Source organism: Steroidobacter sp. (genome assembly GCF_036402275.1).
GTDB lineage: Bacteria > Pseudomonadota > Gammaproteobacteria > Steroidobacterales > Steroidobacteraceae > Steroidobacter.
Genome location: NZ_DASWTF010000048.1, coordinates 1 through 23,976, shown reverse-complemented (window position 1 = coordinate 23,976; position 23,976 = coordinate 1). Strand labels below are relative to the sequence as shown.

The window sequence follows — 23,976 nt, the reverse complement described above, 5'->3', positions numbered from 1 at the left end:
TGCTTCCCTGGCACGAGTGACTTTCGCCGCCCCCGATTGGTCCCCCGGCAGCACGCGGCTACCTTGCTCACCCTCGGTATTCGCATCGAAGGATTGGGGATCAGTAATGAAATCGCGTCAATGGATAGGTTCATTGTTGCTCGTAGGCGCGGTAATCGTATCCGGCCTGCTGCTGAGCGCCTGGAAACGATCGAGCCTTGCTGAATCGGAAGCAGCGGCGGCCAGCCAGCCCGAGCCGGCCGAAACCATCGTCACCGCCCTGGTTCGTGAACACCAGCACGTTCGGACAACGACGTCGATCGGCACCGTCGTCGCGACACGCTCCATCACCGTTCGCAACGAATTGCCAGGCACCGTCCGCCACGTTTCGCTCGAGCCGGGAAAGATCGTCGAGGCCGGCACCGTTCTCGTCGCCCTCGATGTTTCCGTGGAAGAAGCGGATCTGCAGGCGCTGCTCGCGCAAGCCGAGCTTGCCCGCACGCAGTTCGCCCGCATGCAACGCATGAGCGAACATCGCGCCGCCTCTGAAATGGAAGTGGATACCGCGCGAGCCGAACAGGAAGTGGTGCAGGCCCAAGTGGCCCGCATCAAAGCCGTCATCAATCGCAAAGTCATTCGCGCGCCGTTCCGTGCCCGCATTGGTATTTCGGACGTCCATCCCGGTCAGTATCTGAACGAAGGCACGCTGCTCACCACCTTGCAAGGCGTGGACGACGAGGCTTATGTCGACTTCACGGTGGCTCAGCAAGTCGCCGCGAACCTGCGCCCCGGAAGCAAGGTAGACGTGTTCGCCGGCACTGACACAACCTCGGGAGTGAAGGCCGAAATTCTTGCGATCGATGCGCGAGTCGATCCGTCGACTCGTAACGCGACCATCCGCGCGAAGATCAAGGGTGATGCGCCGGCGCCGGGCGCGTCAGTGCGAGTCCAAGTGGCCGTCGGCACGCCGATGTTGGCGACCGTCGTCCCAGCGAGTGCGGTACGCAAAGGCCCGGCCGGTGATCACGTGTTCGTCGTAGTCGCGGACGAGCAGGGCAAGACACGCGCTCGCCTGCGTCAAGTGCAGGTCGATGCAATGGCTGGCGACGAGGTCGTGATCACCAAGGGTCTGGAACCGGGTGAGCAGGTTGCGGCGTCTGGCTCGTTCAAGTTGCGCGAGGCCGCGCTGGTCGCGGTCGGCAACCCGCCGGAATCGGTGGCGAAGAACGAGTCGAAGTCCGCCGCCGCCAGCATGTAACAACTAAGGAAAGAGCCGCGGCGGTATCCGGCGCGGCTCGCTTCAGGAAGCACGCTAATGCGCTCATTCACAGACATATTCATCAAGCACCCCGTGCTGGCGGTGGTGGTCAACCTGGTCATCGTGCTGGTCGGCGCGCGGGCGTTGTTCAACCTCCCGGTGCAGCAGTTCCCGAGCGTCGAGAGCTCGTCGGTGATCATCACCACGGTCTACACCGGCGCCAGCGCCGAGACGGTTCGCGGATTCCTGACGACGCCCATCGAACGTGCCGTTTCAGCGATCGGCGGCGTCGACTACGTGGAGTCGACCAGCCGCGCGGGTATGAGCACCGTCACGATCCGGCTCAAGCTCGATCACAACAGCACCGATGCGTTGGCGGAAGTCACTGCGCGCCTCCAGCAGGTGCGCTCTGAATTGCCGGCCGAAGCGGAGCCGCCGGTCGTCGAAGTGCAGCGCGCCGATCGTCCGTATGCAACGTTCTATCTCGGCTTCACCTCTCCGGATCGCACTGTCCCCGAGCTGACCGACTGGCTGTCGCGTACGTTACAGCCGCAGTTGTCGACGCTCGAAGGCGTGCAGCGCGTGAGCTATGAAGGCAGTCAGCCTTTGGCGATGCGCGTGTGGATCGATCCTGATCGTCTGGCCGCTCGCAATCTCTCGCCGGGCGACGTGCACGACGCTCTGCGCCGGAACAACTATCTCGCGGCCGTCGGCCAGACCAAGGGCAACCTGGTGCAGGTCAACCTGCTAGCCAATACGGATCTGCGCGCGGTCGATGAGTTCGAGCGGTTGATCGTCGCCGATCGCGACGGCGCCATCGTGCGCTTGAGCGATGTGGCGCGTGTCGAGCTGGGCGCCGAAGAGGCCGCGATGGTGGCTAAGTACAACGGCCAGCAGAGCGTGTATCTGGGCGTGTGGCCGCTGCCGGGCTCGAATGAAATCGAAGTGGCGCAACACCTGCGCGACGAGATGGAACGCATCAAGCCCACCTTGCCGGCCGACGTCGAAATGCGGCTGGTGTGGGACGGCACCATGTTCATGCGCAGCGCCCTGGAGGAAATCACCAAGACGCTGGGCGAGACCGTGCTGATCGTGGCCATCGTGGTGTTCCTGTTCATGGGCTCGATCCGTACGGCACTGGTGCCGCTGGTCGCGATGCCTGTGTCGTTGGTCGGCGCGGCCATCGTGATGATCGCCGCGGGCTTCAGTTTGAACCTGCTGACCCTTCTGGCCATCGTGTTGTCGGTGGGTCTGGTGGTGGACGACGCCATCGTGGTCGTCGAAAACGTCGAGCGACACGTGCGGGAAGGTAAGTCGCGCATCGAGGCGGCGTTGTTGGGTGCGCGTGAGCTGGGCGGCCCCGTCGTTGCGATGACGATTACGTTGGCGACGGTGTATACGCCGATCGCCTTCCAAGGCGGCCTCACGGGCTCGTTGTTCCTGGAATTCGCGATCACGCTGGCGGCAGCCGTCGTGGTGTCCGGTCTGGTCGCTTTGACACTGTCGCCGGTCATGAGCTCGCGCTTTGTGCATGAGCACGGTCATGAAACCAAACTGACTGTTCTCGTGAATCGCGGCTTCGAAGCCGTCCGGCGTACCTATGAGCGTTTGCTCGACGGCGCGCTCAACATGCGGTGGGGCATCGTCGCGGTCGCTGTGCTTGTGACGCTGGCAGCATGGCCTTTGTATATGTACTCGCGTCAGGAGCTGGCGCCGGTCGAAGATCAAAGTCACATCAGCTTGTTCTTCGAGGCTTCGCCGGACTCCTCTCTGGTCGCGACCGATCGCGATTCGCAGCAGGTCGTGAAGGCACTCACTGCGTTCCCCGAGGCGGACTTCATGTGGTCGCTGACGGCGAACTGGGGCGGTTTCGGTGGCCTGGTCGCGAAGAATTGGCAGGAGCGCGAGCGTTCGACCGAAGAAATGTATGGCGCGGTGTATGGCGCTGTGTCCCAAGTGCCGGGGCTGCGCGTGTATCCACGCCTCGATCCGCCGTTGCCGACGCCGGGCCAATATGACGTCGAGATGATCGTGCAGAACGAAGCTTCCATCGAAGAGTTGCTCGCGACCACGCAGGCGGTGCTCGATGCGGGCTGGGCCAGTGGCAAGTTCCTGTACGTCGACACCGATCTGAAGATCGATCTGCCGCAAGCCCGCGTCGTGCTCGATCGCGAGCGTCTGGCCGATCTCGGATTGGATCTCGCGGGCGTCGGTCGTGAGCTGGGCACTCTGCTCGGCGGCGCGTACGTGAATCGCTTCAACTATTTCGATCGCAGCTACAAGGTCATTCCACAGATCGGCGACAAGGATCGCGCCACGCTCGATCCGCTGCTGGATCTGAAGATCAAGACGCCTGATGGCGCGCTGGTCCCGGTCTCGACCTTCATGCACATCGAATCGGAAACAGGCCCGCGTACGCTGAATCGATTCGCGCAACGTAACTCGGCGCGCATCTTCGGCGGCGTGCAGCCGGGCGTGACCAAGGAAGAAGGTTTGCGCGTGCTCGAAGACGCTGCCGTGAAAGCGGGCGGTAAGAATGTGCTGATCGATTACGCGGGTGAGTCGCGTCAGATCCGGCACGAGGGCGCGGCTTTGACGGCGACGCTCGGCTTCGCGGTGATTCTGATTTATCTGGTGCTCGCGGCGCAGTTCCAGAGCTTCCGCGATCCGTTGATCGTGTTGCTGGGCTCGGTGCCGCTGGCGATTTCGGGCGCGCTGGTGTTCACGTTCCTCGATATGACCACCATCAACATCTATTCGCAGGTCGGATTGATCACGCTGGTCGGCTTGATCGCGAAGAACGGCATTCTCATCGTCGAGTTCGCGAACACGCTGCAGGAACGTGGCGTAGAGAAGATCGCCGCCTTGCGTGAGGCGTCGCTGACGCGCTTGCGGCCGGTGCTCATGACTTCGGCGGCGACGGTGTTCGGTCACTTCCCGCTGGTGTTGGTGTCTGGGCCGGGCGCCGAGGCGCGTAACAGCATCGGCATCGTGCTGGTGACGGGAATGATCGTTGGCACCATCTTCACGCTGTTCGTGGTTCCGGTGTTCTACACGCTGATTGCCGCGGATCATCGCAAGCACAGCTCGGAAGTTCAGGAAGGGGGCGTAGCCGGTACGCCGGTGGCGCAGCCTGTTTGAGGCGGACTGTTTGTATCGGACTGACTCGACTTGGACGATTGTGACGCGGCGTGGGCCGGGCGCTTGATATCAAGCTGCCCGGCACCACGTCTGACGCATGTCCACCATCCCCTCTCCTCGCGCTCGCGCCGCGGGCGCTCGGCGTCAGCAGGTTCTAGATGCGGCCGCTGCTCTCGTGCTTCAGAAGGGTGCAGCCAGTTTGACGCTCGACGCGGTCAGCGAAGCCGCGCACGTCAGCAAGGGCGGGCTGCTGTACTACTTCGATTCCAAGCAGTCGCTGTTCGAGGCGCTGGCCGATCATCTGGTCGAGCAGTTGCAGATCGAAGTTGAAAGGCAGGCCGCGGGTGGCAGCCTTGCGAAGGCTTATTTGCAAGTCGTTGCGCGCATGGGCGAGTTGCCCAAAGACGAACAGGTGTTCAAAGCGCTCAAGCTCATTTGCACAGGTCAGCCCGAGCTGGCGGGCCGCGTGCGGGGGCGTCTGCATTTATTCCAGCAGAATGCCTCGCCTGATGTCGCGCTCGAGGAGTTGCATCTGCGGCTGGTCGCCGATGGGATGTGGGTGGCCGACCTGTTCAGCTGTTACGAGATCACGCCCCAGCAGCGCGCCGCGCTGTTGCAGAAGCTCGGTGCTGCCTGACCTTACTCGGTGGGCTCGGGTTGAGTGAGCTCGCCTTGCAGAAATTCGATCAACGTGGCGTTGAATTCGTCGGCGCGCTCGATGTTCGACAAGTGCGCGGCTTCCAGCATCACCAGCTTCGATTCGGGAATGTTGCTCGCGATGAGCTTGGCGTGTTCCGGGGTTGTCGAGGTGTCCGCGGTGCCGCCGATGACCAATGTCTTCGCAGTGATGCCTCGAATCGATTCCCTTTGATCCATATCCCGAATGGCCGCGCAGCAGGCGGCGTATCCCTGTGGGGACGTTTGCAAAAGTAACGAACGAATGCGCGCCACCTTCTCGGGGTGGTCCTGATGGAACTGCGGCGTGAACCATCGCGACAACGTGCCTTCCGCCAGCGCCGCCGGGCCCTGGCTCATCACCGTTTGTATCCTCGTCTCCCAGTTCTCGCGCGGAGGCATGTGAGGGGAGGTATTACACAGTGCTGCTTTGAGCACGCGGTCCGGCCACTTGGTCGCGATGTACATGGCGATCATGCCACCCAGTGAAATGCCGCAAAGATGAGCGCGCGCAACGCCACAAGCGTCCAGCACGTTCAGCGCGTCGGTGGCCAGCAGATCCATCGTGGCTTCCTTGTGCGTGCCAATTGTAGATTTGCCATGGCCCCGCGCGTCGAAGCGGATGAGCTCGAAACGTTCACTCAGGGGCTCGAACTGGAGGTCCCACATTTCCATGGACGTCCCCAGCGAATTCAACAATAACAGCGCCGGCGCCCCGGGCCTCGGCGTGTGCTCGACCCGAAGTTGTACATCCTGTGAGGTGACTTGCTTCATTCCGCCCCCGGCCGTGGATTTGAAGAGCGCCTATCCTACAACAGTTGTTTACGGCCCTTGGGTCCGAGAGTTCATGTTGCGGGGGGCGGAACTGAGATTTTAATTTTTCTCTCTAGGGAGAGCTTCGAGCGATGTGTCGATTCAGCGTTGGGTCTGCGATCCCCAAAAAAAGCCCCGCGCGAGGCGGGGCAGTTGCAGGGAGGAGGAGAAAGAACTACGCGGGAATGGCTTCGCTTTCGGCAGCTTCGTCCGTGGCGCTGGTGCCTTTGAGGCGATCGTCGCCGACAGGATCGAGCTTCAGTGCGCGACGCACGCCTTCGCCGTATGCCGGATCGCACTTGCTGAACAGCGCGAGCTGACGGCGGACGATGGACTCGGGCACGCCCTGCATGGCGGCGGCGATGTTGTCGAACAAACGCTGCTTCTGGGCCGCGTCGAACAGGCGGAACAGATTGCCGGGCTGGGTGAAGTCATCGTTACCGGAGCGATGATCGAAACGATCGGCCGCGCCATGCAGCGTCAGTGGCGGCTCGGCGTAGCGCGGATCCTGTTTCGGACCGTTCAACGAGTTCGGCTCGTAGTACGCGTCGGCGTTACCCGTGTCGTTCTGAAAGAAACGCATCGATCCATCCTTGTGATAGTGATGCACCGGGCACTTCGGCGCATTCACCGGCAACGCTTCGTAGTGCGTGCCGAGACGATACCGATGCGCATCGGCGTAAGCGAAGATACGACCCTGCAGCACGCGATCGGGCGAGAAGCCGATGCCCGGCACGATGTTGGAAGGTGACATCGCCACCTGTTCGATCTCGGCGAAGTAATTGCTCGGATTGCGATTCAGCTCCAGCACGCCGACATCGATCAGCGGAAAGTCTCGATGCGGCCACACCTTGGTGAGGTCGAACGGATTCCAGCCGGTGTCTTCCGACCACGCAGCGGCCTGCGCTTCGGTCATGATCTGCACCTGCATGGTCCAGCGCGGGAAATCGCCTTTGTCGATGGCGCTGAACAAATCTTCCTGCGTGCTCTCGCGAGTGCGGCCGACGACTTCGGCGGCTTGAGCATTGGTCCAGTGGCGATGGCCCTGCTGGGTCTTGAAGTGGAACTTCACCCAGAAGCGCTCGCCAGCCGCGTTGATCAGGCTGTATGTGTGCGAGCCGTAGCCATTCATATGGCGCACGTCGGTCGGCAGGCCGCGATCCGAGAACAGGATGGTGATCTGATGCAGAGCTTCCGGCGACAGCGACCAGAAATCCCACTGCGCCGTGGGCGAGCGTAGGTTGGTGCGCGGATGACGTTTCTGCGTGCGGATGAAGTCCGGGAACTTGAGCGGATCGCGAATGAAAAACACCGGAGTGTTGTTGCCGACCAGGTCCCAGTTACCTTCCGGCGTATAGAACTTCAGCGCGAAGCCACGCACGTCGCGCTCTGCATCGGCCGCGCCGAGCTCGCCGGCCACGGTGGAGAAACGCAGGATCAGATCCGTCTTCGCGCCAGGCTGCAGCACCTTCGCTTTGGTGTACGCCGAGATATCGCCCGTCACGGTCAGCGTTCCATACGCGCCCCAGCCCTTGGCGTGCACCACGCGCTCGGGAATGCGCTCGCGGTTCTGATGCGCCAACTTCTCGATCAGCTGGTAATCCTGCAGCAGCAACGGTCCACGCGGACCCGCGCTCAACGAGTTCTGATTGTCGGCAATGGGATTGCCGGCGCTGGTGGTGAGTGTGACGGCTTTCGCACTCTCGAGGTCTGGCTTGCTCATGGTGTCTGCGACTGCTCCGGGTCGTCCGAGATGGCGTCAAGGTACGCGGACGCTGGCGATCATAGAAATCGATTGATCGGATGGGGCCGATAGACGCCGGCTCTGTCGGTCGAATCGCTTGTTGCTCGGTCAAATGACAGCGTTGACCGGTCAAGAATGTGAACCAGGGCGTTGGCCTAAGGAAACCCCCGTAGGGGTGCTGCATGTTTCCGGCAGTGCGGCATCAGGAGAGGTCAGATCAAGTCGCCGCGAGGCGACGCCGATAGTGAGGCTGTCATGGGGCCAGCGCGCTCCTGGCTATACAACTATCGGAGTTTTTCACGCATGTCCTCACGTTTTTCTCTTATCGCGATGGCCGTAGCGGCAGCGTTGCCGACGGTGGCGTCCGCGGTGGACTTCTCATACAGCGGCTTCTCCACCGCTGCTTATTCGCAGTCCGACACCGACCTGGCCGACGTTGGTTACACATCGCAGCCCGACGGCATCGACAAGGATGGTTCGTTCGAAACCGACTCCAAGCTCGGCGTGCAGGTGAGCGCGAAGTTCAACGAGATGTTCTCGGCCACCGTGCAGGGCGTGGCCTATGCCGATCTCACCGGCGATTGGGAACCGCGTCTGGACTGGGCGTACGTTCGCGCCAAGGCGACCCAGAACCTGAGTTTCCGCGCCGGCTATCTGCGCGCGCCGACCTTCATGTATTCCGATTCGATCTTCATCGGCTACGCCAACACGTGGGTGCGTGCGCCGCTGGAAGTTTATAACCTCTCGCCTGTTTATCAGATCCGCGGCGTCGATGTGACGTGGAGCACGCAGCTGGGCGCGTTCACCGTGACCTTCAACCCCTACTTCGGCGACAGCGAAGTCGACGTCAGCTCCCAGACCATCGATGTGCCGGAATGGAAAGGTCTCGCGACCACTGTCAACCTCGGCTCGTGGCAGGCTCGCGTCGGTTACTCGCAGGTCGATCTCGAGTCGGATAGGAATTCCCTCGCCGCGCTGACGAATGCGTTGCTCGCAGTGCCGGTCAGCATGTGCGGTGGCTGCGCGGGCGAAGTCAGCCGTCTCAGCATCGACGGCGCGCAGGTTGAAAACCTGAGCCTCGGCGTGCAGTTCGACGATGGCACGAATTTCGTCGCCACCGAATACGCCGAAACCAGCGCCGACGGCAACTACGTGTTGCCGGATCGTAGCGCCGCGTACATCACCTACGGCCGTCGCTTCGGCAGCTTCATGCCGTACGCCACGCTGGCCGGTCAGCGTCGCGATCAGGGCTTCACCACCAACGCCATTCCGTCAACCGGCCCGCTGGCCGCTCTCAACGCGACCGTGAACGCGGTGATCGCCGCTGCTGGCGGCACCGATCAGGACAGCTACAGCGTCGGCGTGCGCTACGAAGTCCCGTCGTTCTCCGTCGTCAAGGGCGCGCTGGTGAAGCTGCAGTTCGATCACATCGACGCCGACGGCCGCGGCAACCTGAACAACGTGCAGCCGGGCTTCGATGGCAAGGTGGACATGATCAGCGCCTCCTTCGACTTCATTTTCTAAGGTCCATTCGCAATGCGTAGTTTGAAAACGATTTTGAGTGTGTGCGCGTTGACGCTGGCCGCGGCCGGCGCGAACGCCGAGGTGATCGTGATCGTCAACCCGAAGAATCCGGCGGCGAATCTGTCGGCGGAGCAGGTGGCGGCGCTGTATCTGGGCAATTCGAACACGTTCCCCGACGGCAGCGCGGCCGCGCTGGCCGACCAGCCGGAATCCGCCGGCATTCGCGGCACGTTCTACGAGAAGGCCACGGGCCGCTCGGCCGCGCAGGCCAAAGCGACCTGGGCGCGCTTGACCTTCACGGGTAAGGGCACGCCGCCGAAAGAACTGAAGAGCGATGCCGATGTGAAGGCGTTCGTGGCTTCGGATCCGAAGGCCATCGGCTATATCGACTCGAGCGCGGTGGACGGCTCGGTCAAAGCCGTGCTGAAGCTGTAACGATCCAGTGGCTGGCGGCGCGCCGTTGCGCCGTCAGCCGCTCTCTCTGGTGTGTTTGTAAGTAACAGCAATGAAATTCAAACATCGCATCTGGATGCTTCCCATCATGACGGCCGTGATCATCATGATCGGCATCGCCGTCAGCTCGCAAATGACGTCCAGGACCTCGGCGGCGCTGGTGCGAGTGGAGAAGGTCCAATACCCGACCGTCGAAGCGCTGCGAGTCGTGCGCTCGGAGCTGGTGGATGTGCAGGAGTCCCTGCAGCGCGCCGTGGCGGAAGGCGATCAGAATGCGATTGGCGCCGCGGCCGAGCACGCGATCAAGCTGCGCGATTCGCTCAAGCAACTCGGCGCTGTCGACGCCGAGAGCACTCTCGCGAGCGATCTGAGCAGCTCGTTCGATGAATACTATTCCGCCGCTACCTCGGCGACGCGGATCATGCTCGGCAGCGAGACCGGTGACGCCACTACGGCCATCGCTCGCATGCAGAAGTCCAATGAAGCGTTGACCGCCGGGCTGACGCAGGCTCAGGAAGCGGCCATCGGCGAATTTCGTTCCTTGCTCACGAGCGGCACGGACAACGTGCATCGCAGCCTGATCGCCAGTCTGGTCACGGCAGCCGTCATGCTGCTGGTGTTGGGCGTCGGTTCGTGGGTGTTGATCGGCAATGTTTTCCGCAGCCTCGGCGGCGAGCCTGAAGTGGCCGTGCAGATCGTGCGCACGATCGCGGGCGGCGACTTCACGGCGGTGGTCAACTTGCGCCAGGGCGATGATTCCAGTCTGTTGCATGGAATCGAGACGCTGCGCCAGAAGCTCGGCACGCTGATTCAGGATGTGCGTATCACCTCCGGCGCGGTGGACTCCGCGGCTGGCGATATCAATTCGGGCATCGAGCGTCTGAGCACCCGCACGTCGGATCAGGCGGCCAGCCTGGAAGAAACCGCGTCGAGCATGGAAGAGATGACCGTCACGGTGAAGCGCAACGCCGACAATGCGCGTCACGCCAATCAGCTCGCGAGCGAAGCGCGTGATCAGGCGGAGCGCGGCGGCGCTGTCGCTGCTCGTGCGGTGACTGCGATGGCGGAGATCAATGCCTCCAGCCGCAAGATCGCGGACATCATCGGCGTCATCGACGAGATCGCATTCCAGACCAACCTGCTCGCGTTGAACGCGGCCGTCGAAGCGGCGCGTGCCGGCGAGCAAGGTCGTGGTTTCGCGGTTGTCGCGTCGGAAGTGCGCAGTCTCGCGCAGCGTAGCGCGACGGCGGCGCGTGAAATCAAAGAGCTCATTCAGGACTCGGTGTCCAAGGTTCAGGACGGCACCAAGCTGGTCGACGAATCGGGTCAGCACCTGACCGACATCGTCTCGGCGGCGAAGAAGGTCGCCGACATCATCGGCGAGATTTCCTCGGCCAGTCAGCAGCAGGCCTCCGGCCTCGACCAGGTGAACGGCGCCATCACGCAGATGGACGAATCGACTCAGCAGAACGCGGCCATGGCGGAGGAGACTTCCGCGGTGGCGGCCTCGATGAGCGAGCAGGCTCGCAAGCTCACCGCCCTGATCACGGTCTTCAAGATCCGCGAGAGCGGAAATCAGACGGTCGCTCGCGCCCCGGCCGCAACCCCTGCGCCCAAGCCGGTTCGCGTCGCAAGCACCAAGCCGGTGGTGACGCCAGCGCCCCAGCCCGTGAAGAAGGCCGCCGGTTCGGACGTTGAGTGGCAGGAGTTCTGATCCCGGTGGAAAATCGTGTCGGAGAGTGTCGGTCTGGTGGGCGCCTCGGCGTCTTTTAGCCAGTTCCTCACTTAAACCAGGAGATCCGACATGCGAGTCATGGTAATCATCAAGGCGACCAAGAGCACCGAAGCCGGTGTGATGCCGAGCGAGCAGTTGCTGGCGGACATGACCAAGTTCAACGAGGCGCTGGTGCAGGCCGGCGTCATGTTGGGCGGGGATGGGCTGAAGCCGAGCAGCCAGGGTAAGAAGGTGCGGTTCGTCGGGGACAAGCGGCTGGTGATCGACGGGCCCTTCGCCGAGACCAAGGAAGTCATCGCCGGCTACTGGATCTGGCAGGTCAAGTCCATGGACGAGGCCATCGAATGGGTCAACCGCTGCCCGCATCCCATGCCCGGCGAAGACACGGAGATCGAAATCCGTCCGTTCTTCGAGGCGGAAGACTTCGGCGCCGAATTCACTCCGGAGCTGCAGGAGCGGGAAGAGCGCATGCGCGTCGAGATCGAACGGCAGCAGGGCAAGCAGTAGCGGCGGGCCACTGGGGCCGTCGCGGTCATCTATAAGAGTGACTGTCGAAAGACGGGGTATTTAAGGCGCGCGGCCCAAACTTTCGTGGGGCCGCGCGCCTTTTCGGTGGGGCTGGATTTTGTTATCTAGACCGTGCTGGACCGCCCGCTTGTCCACCCGGTGCGCATATCACAACGGGCGGGACAGAGAACCGGACGAAGCCTGAGCCTGCAGAGCCTGCGCCAGTTCCGGGGTGAGATCCGTAGTCTGGGCCATCGAAGTGGCGCTCGCGTCAGCCGGAACCATCGTGCCGGAGACGACCGGGACCAGAGCCAGGATGCCGAGGGCAAGAACGAAAAGCTTTTTCATGACTGTGCTCCTTGATTTGACCGATTAACCCGCCGCCAGCAGGGGACGCTTCGCACCGCCGGTATCGTCGGCGAGCTGGAGCAGGGGACGCTTGGCGCCGCCGGTGTCGTCGGTGAGCTGGAACAGCGGACGCTTCGCGCCGCCAGTGTCATCGACGAGCAGAGGCCGCTTGGCGCCGCCGGTGTCATCGGTCAGTTGGAACAGGGGACGCTTGGCGCCGCCAGTGTCATCGGCAAACAGAGGACGCTTCGCGCCGCCGGTATCGTCGGCGAGCTGGAACAAGGGGCGCTTGGCGCCGCCGGTGTCATCGGCAAACAGGGGACGCTTGGCGCCGCCGGTATCATCGGCAAACAGGGGGCGCTTGCCACCGCCGGTATCGTCGGTGAGCTGGAACAGGGGGCGCTTGGCGCCGCCGGTGTCATCGGCCAGAACAGGATTGGCCAGAATCGAACTCACGGCTGCAAACAACGCGGCGATCGGGGCACTACGCATGACAAACTCTCCAGATAACATAAGTAGGTCGCTCGACATCTCGGCGGGAAGTCATGTGACGTCCGTCACACAGATAGTGGAACATACGTCACAAAATGGATATTCAGGGGAACCCTGAATCTCACCTGGGCCTCGCTCTACGTGGATTTCACATATCTCGTCGTTTCAAAAATGAGGCCCCGTAACTCATTTGTTCGCGTGTTTTTCGATGGAATGCCTGGGTGTCGAGCGTTGCGCTGCGGCCTGAAACGAACGAAGTCACCGATGGAGTCATGACCCCCCCGAGTGCGCCGGAACAACGCTGGAAGCGAATAGAAGATCTGTTCGCCAAAGCGACGAAACTGCAGCGCGCCGAGCGAGAGTCATTCGTGCGCGAGCACGCCTCGAATCCCGAGGAATTGCAGGAGCTGCTGGACCTGGTGACCTTCGCCATGACCCAGCACGGCACCGGGCCGATTTCCCGCGCCATCGGTCATGCATTCCACAGCTCGGCCCAGCCCGCCGGCCGTTCGTTGCTGGGCCGGGTCATCGGCCAATACCAGATCGTTTCGGTGCTCGGCCGCGGCGGTTCCGGAACCGTCTATCTCGGCGAACGAGCCGACCAGCAATATTCCGGCCGGGTCGCGCTCAAGATCATCGATGAGAGCGCCGCCGCCGCGTTCGGCCCGCGCTTCCGTGCCGAGCGGCAGATCCTCGCGAGCCTCAACCATCCCAACATCGCCCGACTGCTCGACGCCGGCGAAACCGAAGAGCATCAGCCGTATCTGGTGATGGAATACGTCCACGGCGAAACCGTGGACCAGTATTGCGACCGGAAGCAGCTGGACCTGCGAGCGCGGCTCGAATTGTTTCTAGAAGTGTGCGGGGCGGTGCAGTACGCGCACCAGAACCTGATCGTCCATCGTGACATCAAGCCGGCCAACATTCTGGTGACCGGCGAGGGCGAGCCCAAGCTGCTCGACTTCGGCATCGCCAAGCTGCTGGACGCGAGCGACCTGACCAAGCCGTCCGACCTGACGCGCATGAACGATCGCCTGCTCACGCCCGAGTATGCGAGCCCCGAACAAATCCTTGGCAAGCCGGTGACCACCGCGAGCGATGTTTATTCGCTCGGCGTCGTGCTCTATCAGCTGCTGACCGGATTGCGTCCGTACACGTTGTCCCATTCGGCGGCCAGCCAGCTGGAGCTGGAGCGCGCCATCTGCGTCACCGATCCCATGCGCCCGAGCGCCGCCGTGCACGGGGCTCTGGGCACGACGCCGAAAGAGGACGACCTTTCGATTTTCTCTTTGGCGTCGGCTCGCGGTTCGACGCCGGAAAAGCTGGAACGCAGCCTGCTCGGCGATCTCGACGCCATCGTCATGCGCGCCCTGCGCAAAGAGCCGGAGCTGCGTTACAGCTCGGTCGAACAGCTGATCGCCGACATCCGTCGCTATCTGACCAGCGAGCCGGTCCAGGCGCGGCAGGGCAACTGGGTCTACTACACGAATCGGTTCGTCCGCCGTAACCGGCTGGCGGTGGCCGCCAGCGCCAGCTTCGTGATGTTTCTCATCGGCGTGTCGGCGGTGATGTCGTATCAGCGCTCGGAGACTCAGGCCGCGCTCGAACTGGCCACGCAGGAGAAGGAGCGAGCCGAAAAGGTTTCGGGCTTCATGCGTAACATGTTCGCGGCCGCCGATCCGTTCGTGAATTTCGGCCGCGAGCAGACCGCCCGCGACGTGCTGGACCAAGCCAGCCGTTCGATCGAGACCGATCTGGAAGTGCAGCCGGAAGTGCGCGCGCCGTTGTTGGAAACCATCGGCATCGCCTATCGCCGCATGGGCTTGCCCGATCGGGCCTTGCCGCAGCTGGAAAATGCCTTGCGCCTGCAACGGCAGCTGCAGCCCGGCGAGAATCCGCGCACCGCCTCTCTGATGATCGAGCTTGCGATTGCCAAGCGCGAGGCGGGGCAGTTCAAGGAATCGGATCAGCTGTTCAGCGAAGCCCAGCACATGATCCAGCTGTCCGGCGAGAGCGATCCGCAAGTGACGGCCAAGCTGCTGGTGGAGAATGGCCGGCTCGAGAACCTGCGCAGTAACACCGCGCAGGCGCATGCCTCCTTCACCAAGGCGCTGGAACTGATGCGCATTGCGCGCGGCCCGCGCGATCCCGAAGTCGGCAGCATCTTGAGCGAGCTCGCCAACATCCTGGCCTGGTCGGACGATCTGGCGGGCGCCGAAGCGGCGGCGCGAGAAGCAGTCGATATCTATCGCGAAGTGGCGGAGCTGCATCCCGACCGCATCAAGGCCGACTATCACCTCGCCGAGATTCTGTTGTACCAGGGGCGCATCGCCGAAGCTGCGCCTATCTTCGAGCGCACGTTGACTGCGCAGCGCCTGCTGTACAAATCGAACAGCAAGGTCGCGGATACGTTGGCTTCGTTGGCGCAGGTGCGCTCGGCGCAAGGCGATCCCAATGCCGCCGAAGGTTTCGTTCGGGAGGCGCTCGCCGCCCATCGCGATTCAGGCAGCACGGCGTACGGCAAAATCGGTTATCTGCAAACCATGCTGGGCACGGTGCTGCTCAAGCAATCGAAGTTTGGCGAGGCGGAGGAGATTCTTCGCAGCACGCTCGACTTGTTCGCCAAGAGCCTGCCGCCCGATCACGAGTACGTTGCATCGGCGGAGCACTACTTGGGTGAAGCGCTCGCCGGTATGGGCAAGCTCGGTGACGCCGAGGCGCTGTTCACCGCTGCCATGAATCGTTGGAAGCGCACCGATGCGCCCGAATGGCGTTCGGCGCGCTCCGCGAATGCGCTGGGCGAGGTGCTCCATCGCGAAGGCCGCAATCAGGAAGCGGAGCGGTATCTGTTCAACAGCTTGCAAATCATCACGGCCGCCAACGGCGTCGATCGCGAAACGGTGGAGCGAGCTCGCGATCGCATGTCACGTTTCTATACCGACACCAATCAGCGCAACAAGCTCGACGCTATGGTGATCGGCCCGCGGCCCGGCTATCAGGGCAAGCCGGCCCAGGCCGACGACTCCAAGCCTAAGATTTAGTCGTCTGCGCGCAAGTCGAACAACCCGCGAAAACGTGCGGGCTGCGAACGCAGATATTGAGAGGGCGCTTTCACACGCGCGCCGAAGTGAGCGGCGGCATGCCACGGCCAGCGAGGGTTGTAGAGCATGGCGCGGGCAAGCGCGATGAAGTCCGCATCGCCTGCAACGAGCACGGACTCGGCGTGCTCGAAGTCCGAGATCAGACCCACTGCGACCACCGGCATTTTCACCGCGGCTTTCACCGCTCGCGCGAGCGGAACCTGGTAGCCGGGGCCGACCGGGATCTGCTGTGTGGGCGTCAGCCCGCCGCTCGAAACGTGAATGGCATTGCAGCCACGGGCTTCGAGCGCACGGGCGTACTCGACTGTCTGCTCCACGTCCCAGCCGTTCGGCGCCCAGTCGGTGCCGGAGACTCTGATACTCACCGCCACATTGGCAGGAACGACGGCGCGCACGGCTTCGAATACTTCCAGCGGGAAACGCATGCGGTTTTCCAGCGAGCCGCCGTATTCATCGTCGCGGCGATTCGACAACGGCGACAGGAACTGATGCAGCAGATAACCATGCGCCGAGTGCAGCTGAATCGCATCCAGCCCGAGGCGAACCGAACGCCGCGAGGCGTCGACGAATGCATCTCGCACGCGAGCGAGACCTTCGCGATCCAAAGCCATCGGTGCGGCATCACTGTCGTGGAAACCCATGGCGGACGGCGCTTCGGTGCGCCAGCCATTCGCATGATCGACCGGCAGGTGTGCGCTACCTTTCCATGGCACTTCGGTAGAAGCCTTGCGGCCCGCATGCCCCAGCTGGATGGCAATGGGCATGTCTGACCAGCGCCGCACCGATTCGAGCACGCGACGCATCGCCTGCTCGCATGCGTCGGAATACAAACCTACATCCGCATAGGTGATCCGGCCTTCGGGTTTGACCGCGGTCGCTTCGATAGTGAGCAACCCGGCGCCGGAGAGCGCCAGTTGTCCCAGATGCATCTGGTGCCAGTCCGTCATGCAGCCGTCCTTGGCCGAGTACTGGCACATGGGCGCGATCACGATGCGATTGGCGAGCGTGATCGGCCCAACTTGGGCGGGCGTGAACAGTTTGGTGCGCATGGTCGTCTCCGGATCTGGCTGCCGATTCTCCATCGGGAGAGCCCCGGTGACAACGCATCGAGGATAAGTGCGTGTTTACCGGTGCGGTCGTAGGTGAACGTGTCGGTGGTGATGGGCGTGTCCGTTGGTGTCCGACTCCACCGGAATGACGCTGCACTTTCCATGACGCACGCCTTTCTCGGCGATCAGCGCTTGCGCGAATTGCACGACTTCCTGTGTGTGTCCGCGGAGGATCATGGTCTCGATGCAATTGTCGTGATCCAGGTGTGCGTGCATCGTCGAGACAGTGACGTCGTGATGATCGTGCTGCAGCTGGGCGAGCCGTCCTGCGAGCTGGCGCTCGTGATGGTTGTACACGTAGCTCAACGCAGCCACGCAATGTCGCGCGCCGCCGTGATCGACACTGTCGCGATCCAGCTCACCACGCAGCAGATCGCGAAACGCTTCCGAGCGGTTCTGATAACCCTTGTCCTGCATGAACCGGTCGAAAGTGTCGGCGAGATCGTCGTCGATGGAAATGGTCAGTCGTCGCATGGCGCACTCTTGTCGAATATCCTGGAATGACGCAGGCCGCAGCATAACTCAAACGAATGCAGTCATTCGCGAGTGACATGGAAGCGATGAAAAAGTTGTCGCTTTGAAACAAGTATGAAATATTCTGAAATCATCATACACCGTGATCGCGCCTCGGCTGGTTCGAACGCGAATAACACTAGAAGGGGCGTGGGCGACGGTGAAGCGTCGATTTCCATCGATATTGGGAGCAGTGTTTGCCGTGGCGAGCCTGCTGCTCGCCACGGCCGCGATGGCTCATTCGGTCAGCGAACAGGCGCAGCAGCGCATGCTGATCGGCGGATTCTTCGATGTCGCGTGGATCGGCGCGGAGCACATGCTCACCGGCTACGATCACTTGCTGTTCCTGCTCGGCGTGATGTTGTTTCTCACGCGCTTCAGCCAGATCGTGGTGTTCATCACGGCGTTCACGGCCGGCCACACCATCACGTTGCTGTTTGCGACCCTGACGGGCATCACCGCGAATCCTTATCTCGTGGATGCAGTCATTGCATTGACGGTGACCTATAAGGCGATCGAGAACCTCGACGGCTTTCGCCGCTTGTTTGGCAGGCCCGCGCCGAATCTGCTGGCCATGGTGTTCATTTTCGGCCTGATTCACGGCTTCGGTTTGTCCACCCGCCTGCAGCAGATGACGTTGGCGAAGGACCCCGAGCTGGTGACGAAGATCTTTGCTTTCAATGTCGGCGTCGAGCTCGGTCAGATCGCCGCGCTCACCGCGATGACCGCGGTCGTCAAAGTGTGGCGCACGAGCACCAGTTTTCCATTGATCACACGTGTCACCAACGGCGCGCTGATCGCTGCGAGCGCCGTTTTGCTGGCGCTGCAAGTGCATGGCTATTTCACATCCGGGGAGGATGTCGAGGCTGCCATGCACGGCGTCCAAACCATCTCTTGATAGCGGAGACCTATCGTGCCGGTGTACATGTCGAATAGCGTAGTGCGATGGGCTGTAGCGGTCGCGCTCGCATCGATGTCGCTCGGCGCTTCGGCGGAGACGGCGTCGACCGATGCCGCCATCGATGAAGTCGTCGTTAAGGGGCAGCTACTGCGCGCCGAAGATTCGGCGTTCAGCGCCACTGTGCTGAGCACGGAAGCAATTCGAGAGCAAGCCTACGCCGACGTGGATGAGTTGTTCAGGCTCGTGCCGGGCATGGTCGTGCGCGATCTGCAGCTCGGTTCCGTGGCGAGCAACATCGTCATTCGCGGTTTCGGCAGCGGCGGACACGGCGGCGACCTGGGCGCGGTGATCGACGGCATTCCGCTCAACGAAGCGATGTCACACGCCGATGGCTACGTCGATCTCAACGCGGTCGTGCCACTCGAGATCGAATCGTTCACGGTTTTCAAAGGGCCGGTGTCGGCGTTGTATGGCAATTACAACCGCGGCGGCCTGGTGGATATTCAAACACGCAAGAGCGGCGAGTACGCGCAGACCGATTTGTCGTTGGGCTCTTACGACACGGTCGATCTGCAAGGCGCGTACGGTACGACGTTGGGCGAAACTCAGCAGATCAATCTGGCGGGCCAGTTATTTCGAACGGACAGTTATCGGCCGCAAAGCGAGACTCAACGCGGCACGTTCTCCGGGCGCTGGTCGGCGGAAGTAACGCCAGCGTTGCAGGTGGCGTTGTCGTCGCGCTATCTGCAATCGGAAAGCGATTCCGCCTCGTATTTGACTCAGGAACAGTTTCAGAGCGACCGCCGCGGGATCGATTCGAGAGTTCAGAACGATGGCGCGGACAAGGAGTTCCTGACGGTTCGGGGCGATGTGAACTACGAGATCACGGGCGATCTCAAGTTGCTGACGTTCGCGTACACCACGCAGCAGGATTTCACCCGTTGGTTCTCGCGCCCGGTGAACGCGACAACCTGGCGTCAGCGCGAAGAGACCTACGATCGCAGCGTGTTCGGCGCGGGCACGAGCCTCAATGGCGTGACCGCGCTCGCATCTGTGCCGGTCAGCTATATCGCGGGCATCGAGACATTTCGCGAGTCGACCGAATACAAGTTCTTCGATGGTTTGGATCGTCGCCGTCGTATTCAGCCGGCGCAGTCGGATCGCGAGACCGATCTCAACAGCATTTCGGCGTTCACCGAGGTGCGGGCGAACGTACATCCGCTGGCGCAGCTGTCTGTGGGGCTGCGCGCGGATCGGTTCACTGGCGGTTGTGAGTTGCAGGGCTCTGAGACGGGCACGGATCCTTGCGGGGCGCTGAATCAGGCAGAGCACGTGAGTCCGAAAGTTGGGCTGCATTCGCAAGTCACCGACTGGCTGCAGCTGCGCGCCAGCTGGGCGGAAGGTTTTGCGTTGCCCAACGGCTTCGTGAAGTACGCGATTGGCGGCCAGCCGCTGGATGAAAACATATTCCGTCAGACGGAGATCGGCGCGCGCTTCGTCGCGAACGATGCGTTCGAATTCGATCTCGTCGGCTATCGGCTGAAGTCGACCGGTGAGGTCCGTACGGTTTCGCCCGGTGTGTACGAGAACTTCGGTGCGACGCTGCGCGAGGGAGTGGAAGCGAGCGCGAGGTGGCGCCCGATGGAGAGCTTCGAGCTCGCGGCTGTGTATGGCCTTACGGATACCGAAGTAGAACAGAACGCCGATACGAGGTTGTTGGGTCTGTCAGTCGCTGGCGTGCCCGAGAATTCCGGCAGTGTCGATGTCACGTTCCGGCCGTTCGCCGACTGGAGCATCAACGCGGCTTGGCGCTACGTGGGTGAGTACGAGGTGGACGCGCTCAATACGCTGCAAGCCGACAGCTACGATTTGCTCGATATCGGAGTTTCATACACTCGTCCAGGCGAGCGTGGCTATCGCGTGTATGCCCGGCTCGACAATGTCACCGATGAGAAGTATGCGACTTCCGTTTCTGTCATCGGCGGCCAATTGCTGTTCGCTCCCGGCATGCCGCGCTCGCTGCGCGCTGGTATTCAGTTCGATTTTTGATAGGCCTCTTTCCTGATGGATGTGTAGTATGTTTGCAAAGTCACGACGGCTGATCCTCGCTGCGGTTCTTGCCTGTGGCAGCACCACCGTATTCGCTCATACCGTGTGGCTGGAGTCTGTCAGCGGGACGGACTTTCAGGTCCGATTCGGTGGCCACGCCGGCAAGCTCGAAAGCTACCAGCCCGAGAAGCTGAAGCAGATCGACGCGATGGATAAACAAGGCAAGGCGCTGGCAGTGAACCGCAATGTCGTCGCCGACGGCGTGCGTCTGCATGTGGATGGCGCGCCAGCTATGATCGCCATGCATTTCGATAACGGCATTCACAGCAGACCAGCGACTGGGCCGAGTGTGGAGAAGCCCATGAACGAAGTGCCCGGCGCGACGCGTGCAACCTATGCGGTCAAATATCACAAGACGGTGGTGGCCTGGTCGCCGCTGGTCACCAAAGTCATCGGGCAGCCCTTCGAGGTCGTTCCGCTGACTGCCAAACAACCGGCCGCCGGTCAGCCGTTTCGCATTCGCGTGCTCCAGGACGGCAAGCCGGTGGCAGGTGTGAAACTCGGGCACGGCGAGGAGGGCACGGCGGCCGATCCAGTGACCGATGCCGACGGCGTGGCGGCGTTCGTACCCAAGGCTGGTTTCAACCGCCTGTGGGCGGGCAAGCGCATTCCCGTCAAGGACAATCCGAAATATACCGAGCTGAGCTATGAATATTCCTTTGGCTTCGACGCGAAGTAACAGCATGCGCTACATCGGCCCGTCGCGCTGGCTCGCTTGTCTGGTCCTGCTGCTGCCTTGTCTCGCGTTCGCGCACGGCCTGCTGCTCGACGCCAAGCATGTCGGCGATCGCATCGAAGGAACCGTTTATTACTCCAACGGCGAGTTGGCGGTGCGCGAATCCGTCGAGCTGATGGATCTCTCGACGCCAAATGCGACGGCAGTGGCTGGTGAGACCGACGATAACGGCAAGTTCAGCTTTCCCGTCGCCTCGGGTCATCGTTATCGCGTCTCGGCGTATGCAGCCGAAGGTCATGGTGTGGACATCGAGATCGAGGCTGTCGCGGACGCGCGCCCGCGTCTCATCGAGACCGACGCAGCGGCGGCTGAAGAGCAATCGTGGTTGCCGCCAGCTTGGGCTGTCATCGGCTTGTTACTCCTCGCTTCCATTGTGCCGGTCGTGATCGCACGCCGGCGCAATGCCGCCAACTCCTGAATCATTCGGCGCGTTCTGCGCCTGACCAATCCGCCTGTTGAAAGGACAGGAACACCGTGCTCCAGAGTTGCGCGGCGTTAGACTCATCCGCGTGGGTGTTGTGTTGTCCGAAGGGCTCGGCCCGATAACGGCCGTTCTCGAATGACCACGTCCACAATTCCGAAGTGCGCAGTGTGTTGGTCGCTTCTATGGAAGCCCAGAGTTGTGAGCGTGCGCTTTGTAAACGCGTCCGAAGATCCGCCGGCAGATCGTTCCGCGCTAATTGCCGACTGAGCCCGGCCGCGAGCACTGCCTGCTGCCACGACCAAACAACCGTGCCGTGATACGCGTCTCTGCCGAAGCGCGCTTGGGTTTCGCGATCTGCAAAGGCGGGGTTGGCGACCAGCAGACCGATGGGGGTCAACAAGCCTGCGGGAAACGGGCGAATGATGGCGTCGATCGATCGCTCCAGTTGTGCTGCTGTCGGCGAGGTAAGCAGCAGCGCGAAGCCGTCATCGGAATGCATGACCGGTGTGGGTTTGCCAGCGGCATCGAGCGAGAGCGCATTGAACGTTAGTGAGTCGTCGCGCAAGCTCGCGTCGAGTGCTGACAGAGGTTTGCTGGCGTCCACGCCGATCGCGGCTGCATACGCAGCGATTTTGGATCGAGCCTGCTCAGGCGGCAATTTGACGACGAACAGCGGCGGCGCCTTGCTCGACCACACGCGCCGCTGCGTGCTGGCCTGTTGCAACGTGCGTTTCTGCGAGTTGTTGAGATAAGAATCGAGCAGGCCGCTCCCGAGCAACCGGTCGACGGCGCCGAGCGCGGCGGGCACGAACACCGCGTTGACATCATAGGCGTATCGACCGCGACCTAGACCTTCCTCGCTGTCGCGCCACTGTCCCGTCATGCGACCTTCCTTGATGCCGACGAGGTTCGCCGGTCGCGGATCGTTCGCGAACGCCGCCGTGCGTTCCACGACCCAAAGCAGGTTACGCACGAGTGCATCGCCATTTCGCTGCCCGGCTGCGTTAGGAGTGTCCAGGAATTTTGGCGCGCGAACGCGTCCTTCGTTGTCGAGCAGCCAGTTGGCGGTGACCGGCGCGAGCATGAAATCGTCGTCGACCATCCCGTAGTCGTAGATGGGCGTGTCGATCGAGCCACGGCCCTCTTTGGCGTTTCGTAACACCGCGAACTCGCCGATATCCTCTTCGTGCGCGACCTCCCCATTCGGTGCGAGGCGCGAGAGCACGGAGCCGATACCGCTTTCGATCGCGAGGTGCTGCAGCACCGGCGCAAGCAATGTGAGTGACATCAGCGTGTCGCGCCCGAAGTAGGTATCGAAGCGCCAGGAGCCAGCGAGGTATTTCTCGCGATAGCTCAGGAATGTGAGCATGTCACGCGCACGCGTGTCGCGTGCGGCGGCAGCTGTCAAAAGTGAGGTGCCGTCGATGGGTGTCAGCGGTGTTTCGCCGGTCAGAGCCACGATCTTCAGATGCAAACGGCCTTTCTTGTCGCCCGTGATCGCCTGGTTCGAAACCCGGGCGCCATCGAGCGCTTCGATGGAGAGCCGATAACCCGGAGCGCCATCCAGTCGTGATCGCGCCCAGACGATGCGATTGCCGGTGACGGTAGGCGCTACCTTCACATCCGCCGGCGTGGTGCCCAGCGCTTGATAATCGCGCAGCACGCGCACGGACGACAACACCGCTTCACGGATGTCGAGCCTGTCCGTGTTGATGACGACTTCTGTTTCGATGCCGTGCAAAGGCCGCCCTTGCGCGTCGTTCTCGCTGAGCGGCGTTGGCTCACGAGTAAATGTCCACGCGACGGGCTCGGAAGTCTTGTTAAACCACACGCCCACGCCGCTGTTGCCAGCAGGAAACGCCACGAGAATGCGCGGGTCAGTGCCCGCTCTCAACAACAGATGTGCCGCGACCGATCCTTCGCGCACAAAGCTGTTGATGTTCAGACCTTCTTCTATCTCAAAGCGCATGGCCGGCGGCGCCGCCGGCGTTTGTTTCATCCCCGCGCAGCCAGCCAACGCGATGATGGCGGCCAGGCAGCCGATGAAGAATGCGATGCGAGCCATGGCTCCAAGGTATCACTCGCGATTGCCTCGTTCCAAGGCCGCGTGAGTCGCAACGTTGAGTCTGCAATTTTTTCAGAGCCGAGTTGCCAAAAGCCTCGCCAGCGGACACAAGCCGGCGTGTTCTCTCTCAATCTCCGTTATAGAAAAAATTAAAAATCTAGTTCCCCCTCCCGTTCACGGGAGGGGGTTAGGGGGTGGGTCTTCTGGTCGGTATGGTCCAGGTTCATCCTTTACACATCAGTCCAGGTTCATCGTTTACACCGGTGTAGTTCACGCTTGGCGAACCGAGGAGGTTTTGCCATGGCCTGGAACGAGACCGATGCGATGGATCAACGATGCAAGTTCGTGC

The 23,976-nt window shown here is 62.1% G+C and carries 19 protein-coding genes; 12 read left to right on the top strand and 7 right to left on the bottom strand.

Annotated features, from left to right (window positions below):
* Nucleotides 1–106: 106 nt before the first annotated feature.
* From VGD45_RS27255 to VGD45_RS27245, 3 genes are all read left to right on the top strand, one after another.
* Nucleotides 107–1,237 (top strand): efflux RND transporter periplasmic adaptor subunit, encoded by a 1,131-nt coding sequence (locus tag VGD45_RS27255; protein WP_331158549.1) that lies wholly within the window; start codon nt 107–109, stop codon nt 1,235–1,237.
* Between the two features lie 57 nt (nt 1,238–1,294).
* Complete coding sequence (locus tag VGD45_RS27250) at nt 1,295–4,378, top strand: efflux RND transporter permease subunit (RefSeq protein ID WP_331158548.1); 3,084 nt, start codon at nt 1,295–1,297, stop codon at nt 4,376–4,378.
* 97 nt (nt 4,379–4,475) lie between these two features.
* On the top strand, nt 4,476–5,015 hold the full coding sequence (locus tag VGD45_RS27245; protein ID WP_331158547.1) for a TetR/AcrR family transcriptional regulator: 540 nt from the start codon (nt 4,476–4,478) through the stop codon (nt 5,013–5,015).
* Nucleotides 5,016–5,017: 2 nt separating this feature from the next.
* Here the strand turns inward: VGD45_RS27245 and pcaD are convergent, their stop codons facing one another.
* Together pcaD and VGD45_RS27235 are read right to left on the bottom strand one after the other, a co-directional pair.
* A complete protein-coding gene (gene pcaD / locus VGD45_RS27240; RefSeq protein ID WP_331158546.1) occupies nt 5,018–5,827 on the bottom strand; it encodes a 3-oxoadipate enol-lactonase in 810 nt (269 codons plus the stop codon).
* 214 nt (nt 5,828–6,041) lie between these two features.
* Complete coding sequence (locus VGD45_RS27235; RefSeq protein ID WP_331158545.1) at nt 6,042–7,589, bottom strand: catalase; 1,548 nt, start codon at nt 7,587–7,589, stop codon at nt 6,042–6,044.
* Nucleotides 7,590–7,913: 324 nt separating this feature from the next.
* Here VGD45_RS27235 and VGD45_RS27230 point away from each other — a divergent pair, with 324 nt between their 5' ends.
* The 4 genes from VGD45_RS27230 to VGD45_RS27215 all read left to right on the top strand — a co-directional run bounded on the left by VGD45_RS27230 (nt 7,914) and on the right by VGD45_RS27215 (nt 11,829).
* Nucleotides 7,914–9,134, top strand: a complete 1,221-nt coding sequence (locus VGD45_RS27230; protein ID WP_331158544.1) for a hypothetical protein — start codon at nt 7,914–7,916, stop codon at nt 9,132–9,134.
* A 12-nt stretch (nt 9,135–9,146) separates the two neighbouring features.
* Nucleotides 9,147–9,569 (top strand): hypothetical protein, encoded by a 423-nt coding sequence (locus VGD45_RS27225; protein ID WP_331158543.1) that lies wholly within the window; start codon nt 9,147–9,149, stop codon nt 9,567–9,569.
* Between the two features lie 70 nt (nt 9,570–9,639).
* On the top strand, nt 9,640–11,301 hold the full coding sequence (locus tag VGD45_RS27220; protein WP_331158542.1) for a methyl-accepting chemotaxis protein: 1,662 nt from the start codon (nt 9,640–9,642) through the stop codon (nt 11,299–11,301).
* A gap of 90 nt (nt 11,302–11,391) precedes the next feature.
* Nucleotides 11,392–11,829 (top strand): YciI family protein, encoded by a 438-nt coding sequence (locus VGD45_RS27215; protein ID WP_331158541.1) that lies wholly within the window; start codon nt 11,392–11,394, stop codon nt 11,827–11,829.
* 168 nt (nt 11,830–11,997) lie between these two features.
* Here the strand turns inward: VGD45_RS27215 and VGD45_RS27210 are convergent, their stop codons facing one another.
* Together VGD45_RS27210 and VGD45_RS27205 are read right to left on the bottom strand one after the other, a co-directional pair.
* Nucleotides 11,998–12,177: a hypothetical protein gene (locus tag VGD45_RS27210; RefSeq protein ID WP_331158540.1), complete on the bottom strand. Its 180-nt coding sequence runs from the start codon at nt 12,175–12,177 to the stop codon at nt 11,998–12,000.
* A gap of 24 nt (nt 12,178–12,201) precedes the next feature.
* Complete coding sequence (locus VGD45_RS27205; RefSeq protein WP_331158539.1) at nt 12,202–12,669, bottom strand: hypothetical protein; 468 nt, start codon at nt 12,667–12,669, stop codon at nt 12,202–12,204.
* A gap of 272 nt (nt 12,670–12,941) precedes the next feature.
* Here VGD45_RS27205 and VGD45_RS27200 point away from each other — a divergent pair, with 272 nt between their 5' ends.
* On the top strand, nt 12,942–15,710 hold the full coding sequence (locus tag VGD45_RS27200) for a serine/threonine-protein kinase (protein WP_331158538.1): 2,769 nt from the start codon (nt 12,942–12,944) through the stop codon (nt 15,708–15,710).
* On the opposite strand, the gene VGD45_RS27195 is transcribed toward VGD45_RS27200, so the two are convergent.
* Nucleotides 15,707–16,819 (bottom strand): NADH:flavin oxidoreductase/NADH oxidase, encoded by a 1,113-nt coding sequence (locus VGD45_RS27195; protein WP_331158537.1) that lies wholly within the window; start codon nt 16,817–16,819, stop codon nt 15,707–15,709. The two genes, VGD45_RS27200 and VGD45_RS27195, sit on opposite strands and share 4 nt — an antisense overlap.
* A 75-nt stretch (nt 16,820–16,894) precedes the next feature.
* A complete protein-coding gene (gene nikR / locus VGD45_RS27190) occupies nt 16,895–17,353 on the bottom strand; it encodes a nickel-responsive transcriptional regulator NikR (RefSeq protein ID WP_331158536.1) in 459 nt (152 codons plus the stop codon).
* Between the two features lie 199 nt (nt 17,354–17,552).
* Here nikR and VGD45_RS27185 point away from each other — a divergent pair, with 199 nt between their 5' ends.
* The 4 genes from VGD45_RS27185 to VGD45_RS27170 are packed head-to-tail and all read left to right on the top strand — an operon-like array spanning nt 17,553 to nt 21,556.
* Nucleotides 17,553–18,290 carry a HupE/UreJ family protein gene (locus tag VGD45_RS27185; RefSeq protein WP_331158535.1) on the top strand — a complete coding sequence of 246 codons (738 nt, stop codon included), beginning with the start codon at nt 17,553–17,555 and terminating at the stop codon, nt 18,288–18,290.
* 27 nt (nt 18,291–18,317) lie between these two features.
* Nucleotides 18,318–20,342, top strand: coding sequence for a TonB-dependent receptor (locus VGD45_RS27180; RefSeq protein ID WP_331158534.1), 2,025 nt, complete (start codon nt 18,318–18,320; stop codon nt 20,340–20,342).
* 28 nt (nt 20,343–20,370) lie between these two features.
* A complete protein-coding gene (locus VGD45_RS27175) occupies nt 20,371–21,081 on the top strand; it encodes a DUF4198 domain-containing protein (RefSeq protein WP_331158533.1) in 711 nt (236 codons plus the stop codon).
* The gene (locus VGD45_RS27170) at nt 21,050–21,556 is read left to right on the top strand and encodes a carboxypeptidase-like regulatory domain-containing protein (RefSeq protein ID WP_331158532.1); all 507 of its coding nucleotides are present in this window, start codon (nt 21,050–21,052) and stop codon (nt 21,554–21,556) included. Before VGD45_RS27175 ends, VGD45_RS27170 begins: the two co-directional genes overlap by 32 nt.
* A 1-nt stretch (nt 21,557) precedes the next feature.
* On the opposite strand, the gene VGD45_RS27165 is transcribed toward VGD45_RS27170, so the two are convergent.
* Nucleotides 21,558–23,627, bottom strand: a complete 2,070-nt coding sequence (locus tag VGD45_RS27165) for a hypothetical protein (RefSeq protein ID WP_331158531.1) — start codon at nt 23,625–23,627, stop codon at nt 21,558–21,560.
* Nucleotides 23,628–23,976 lie beyond the last annotated feature (349 nt).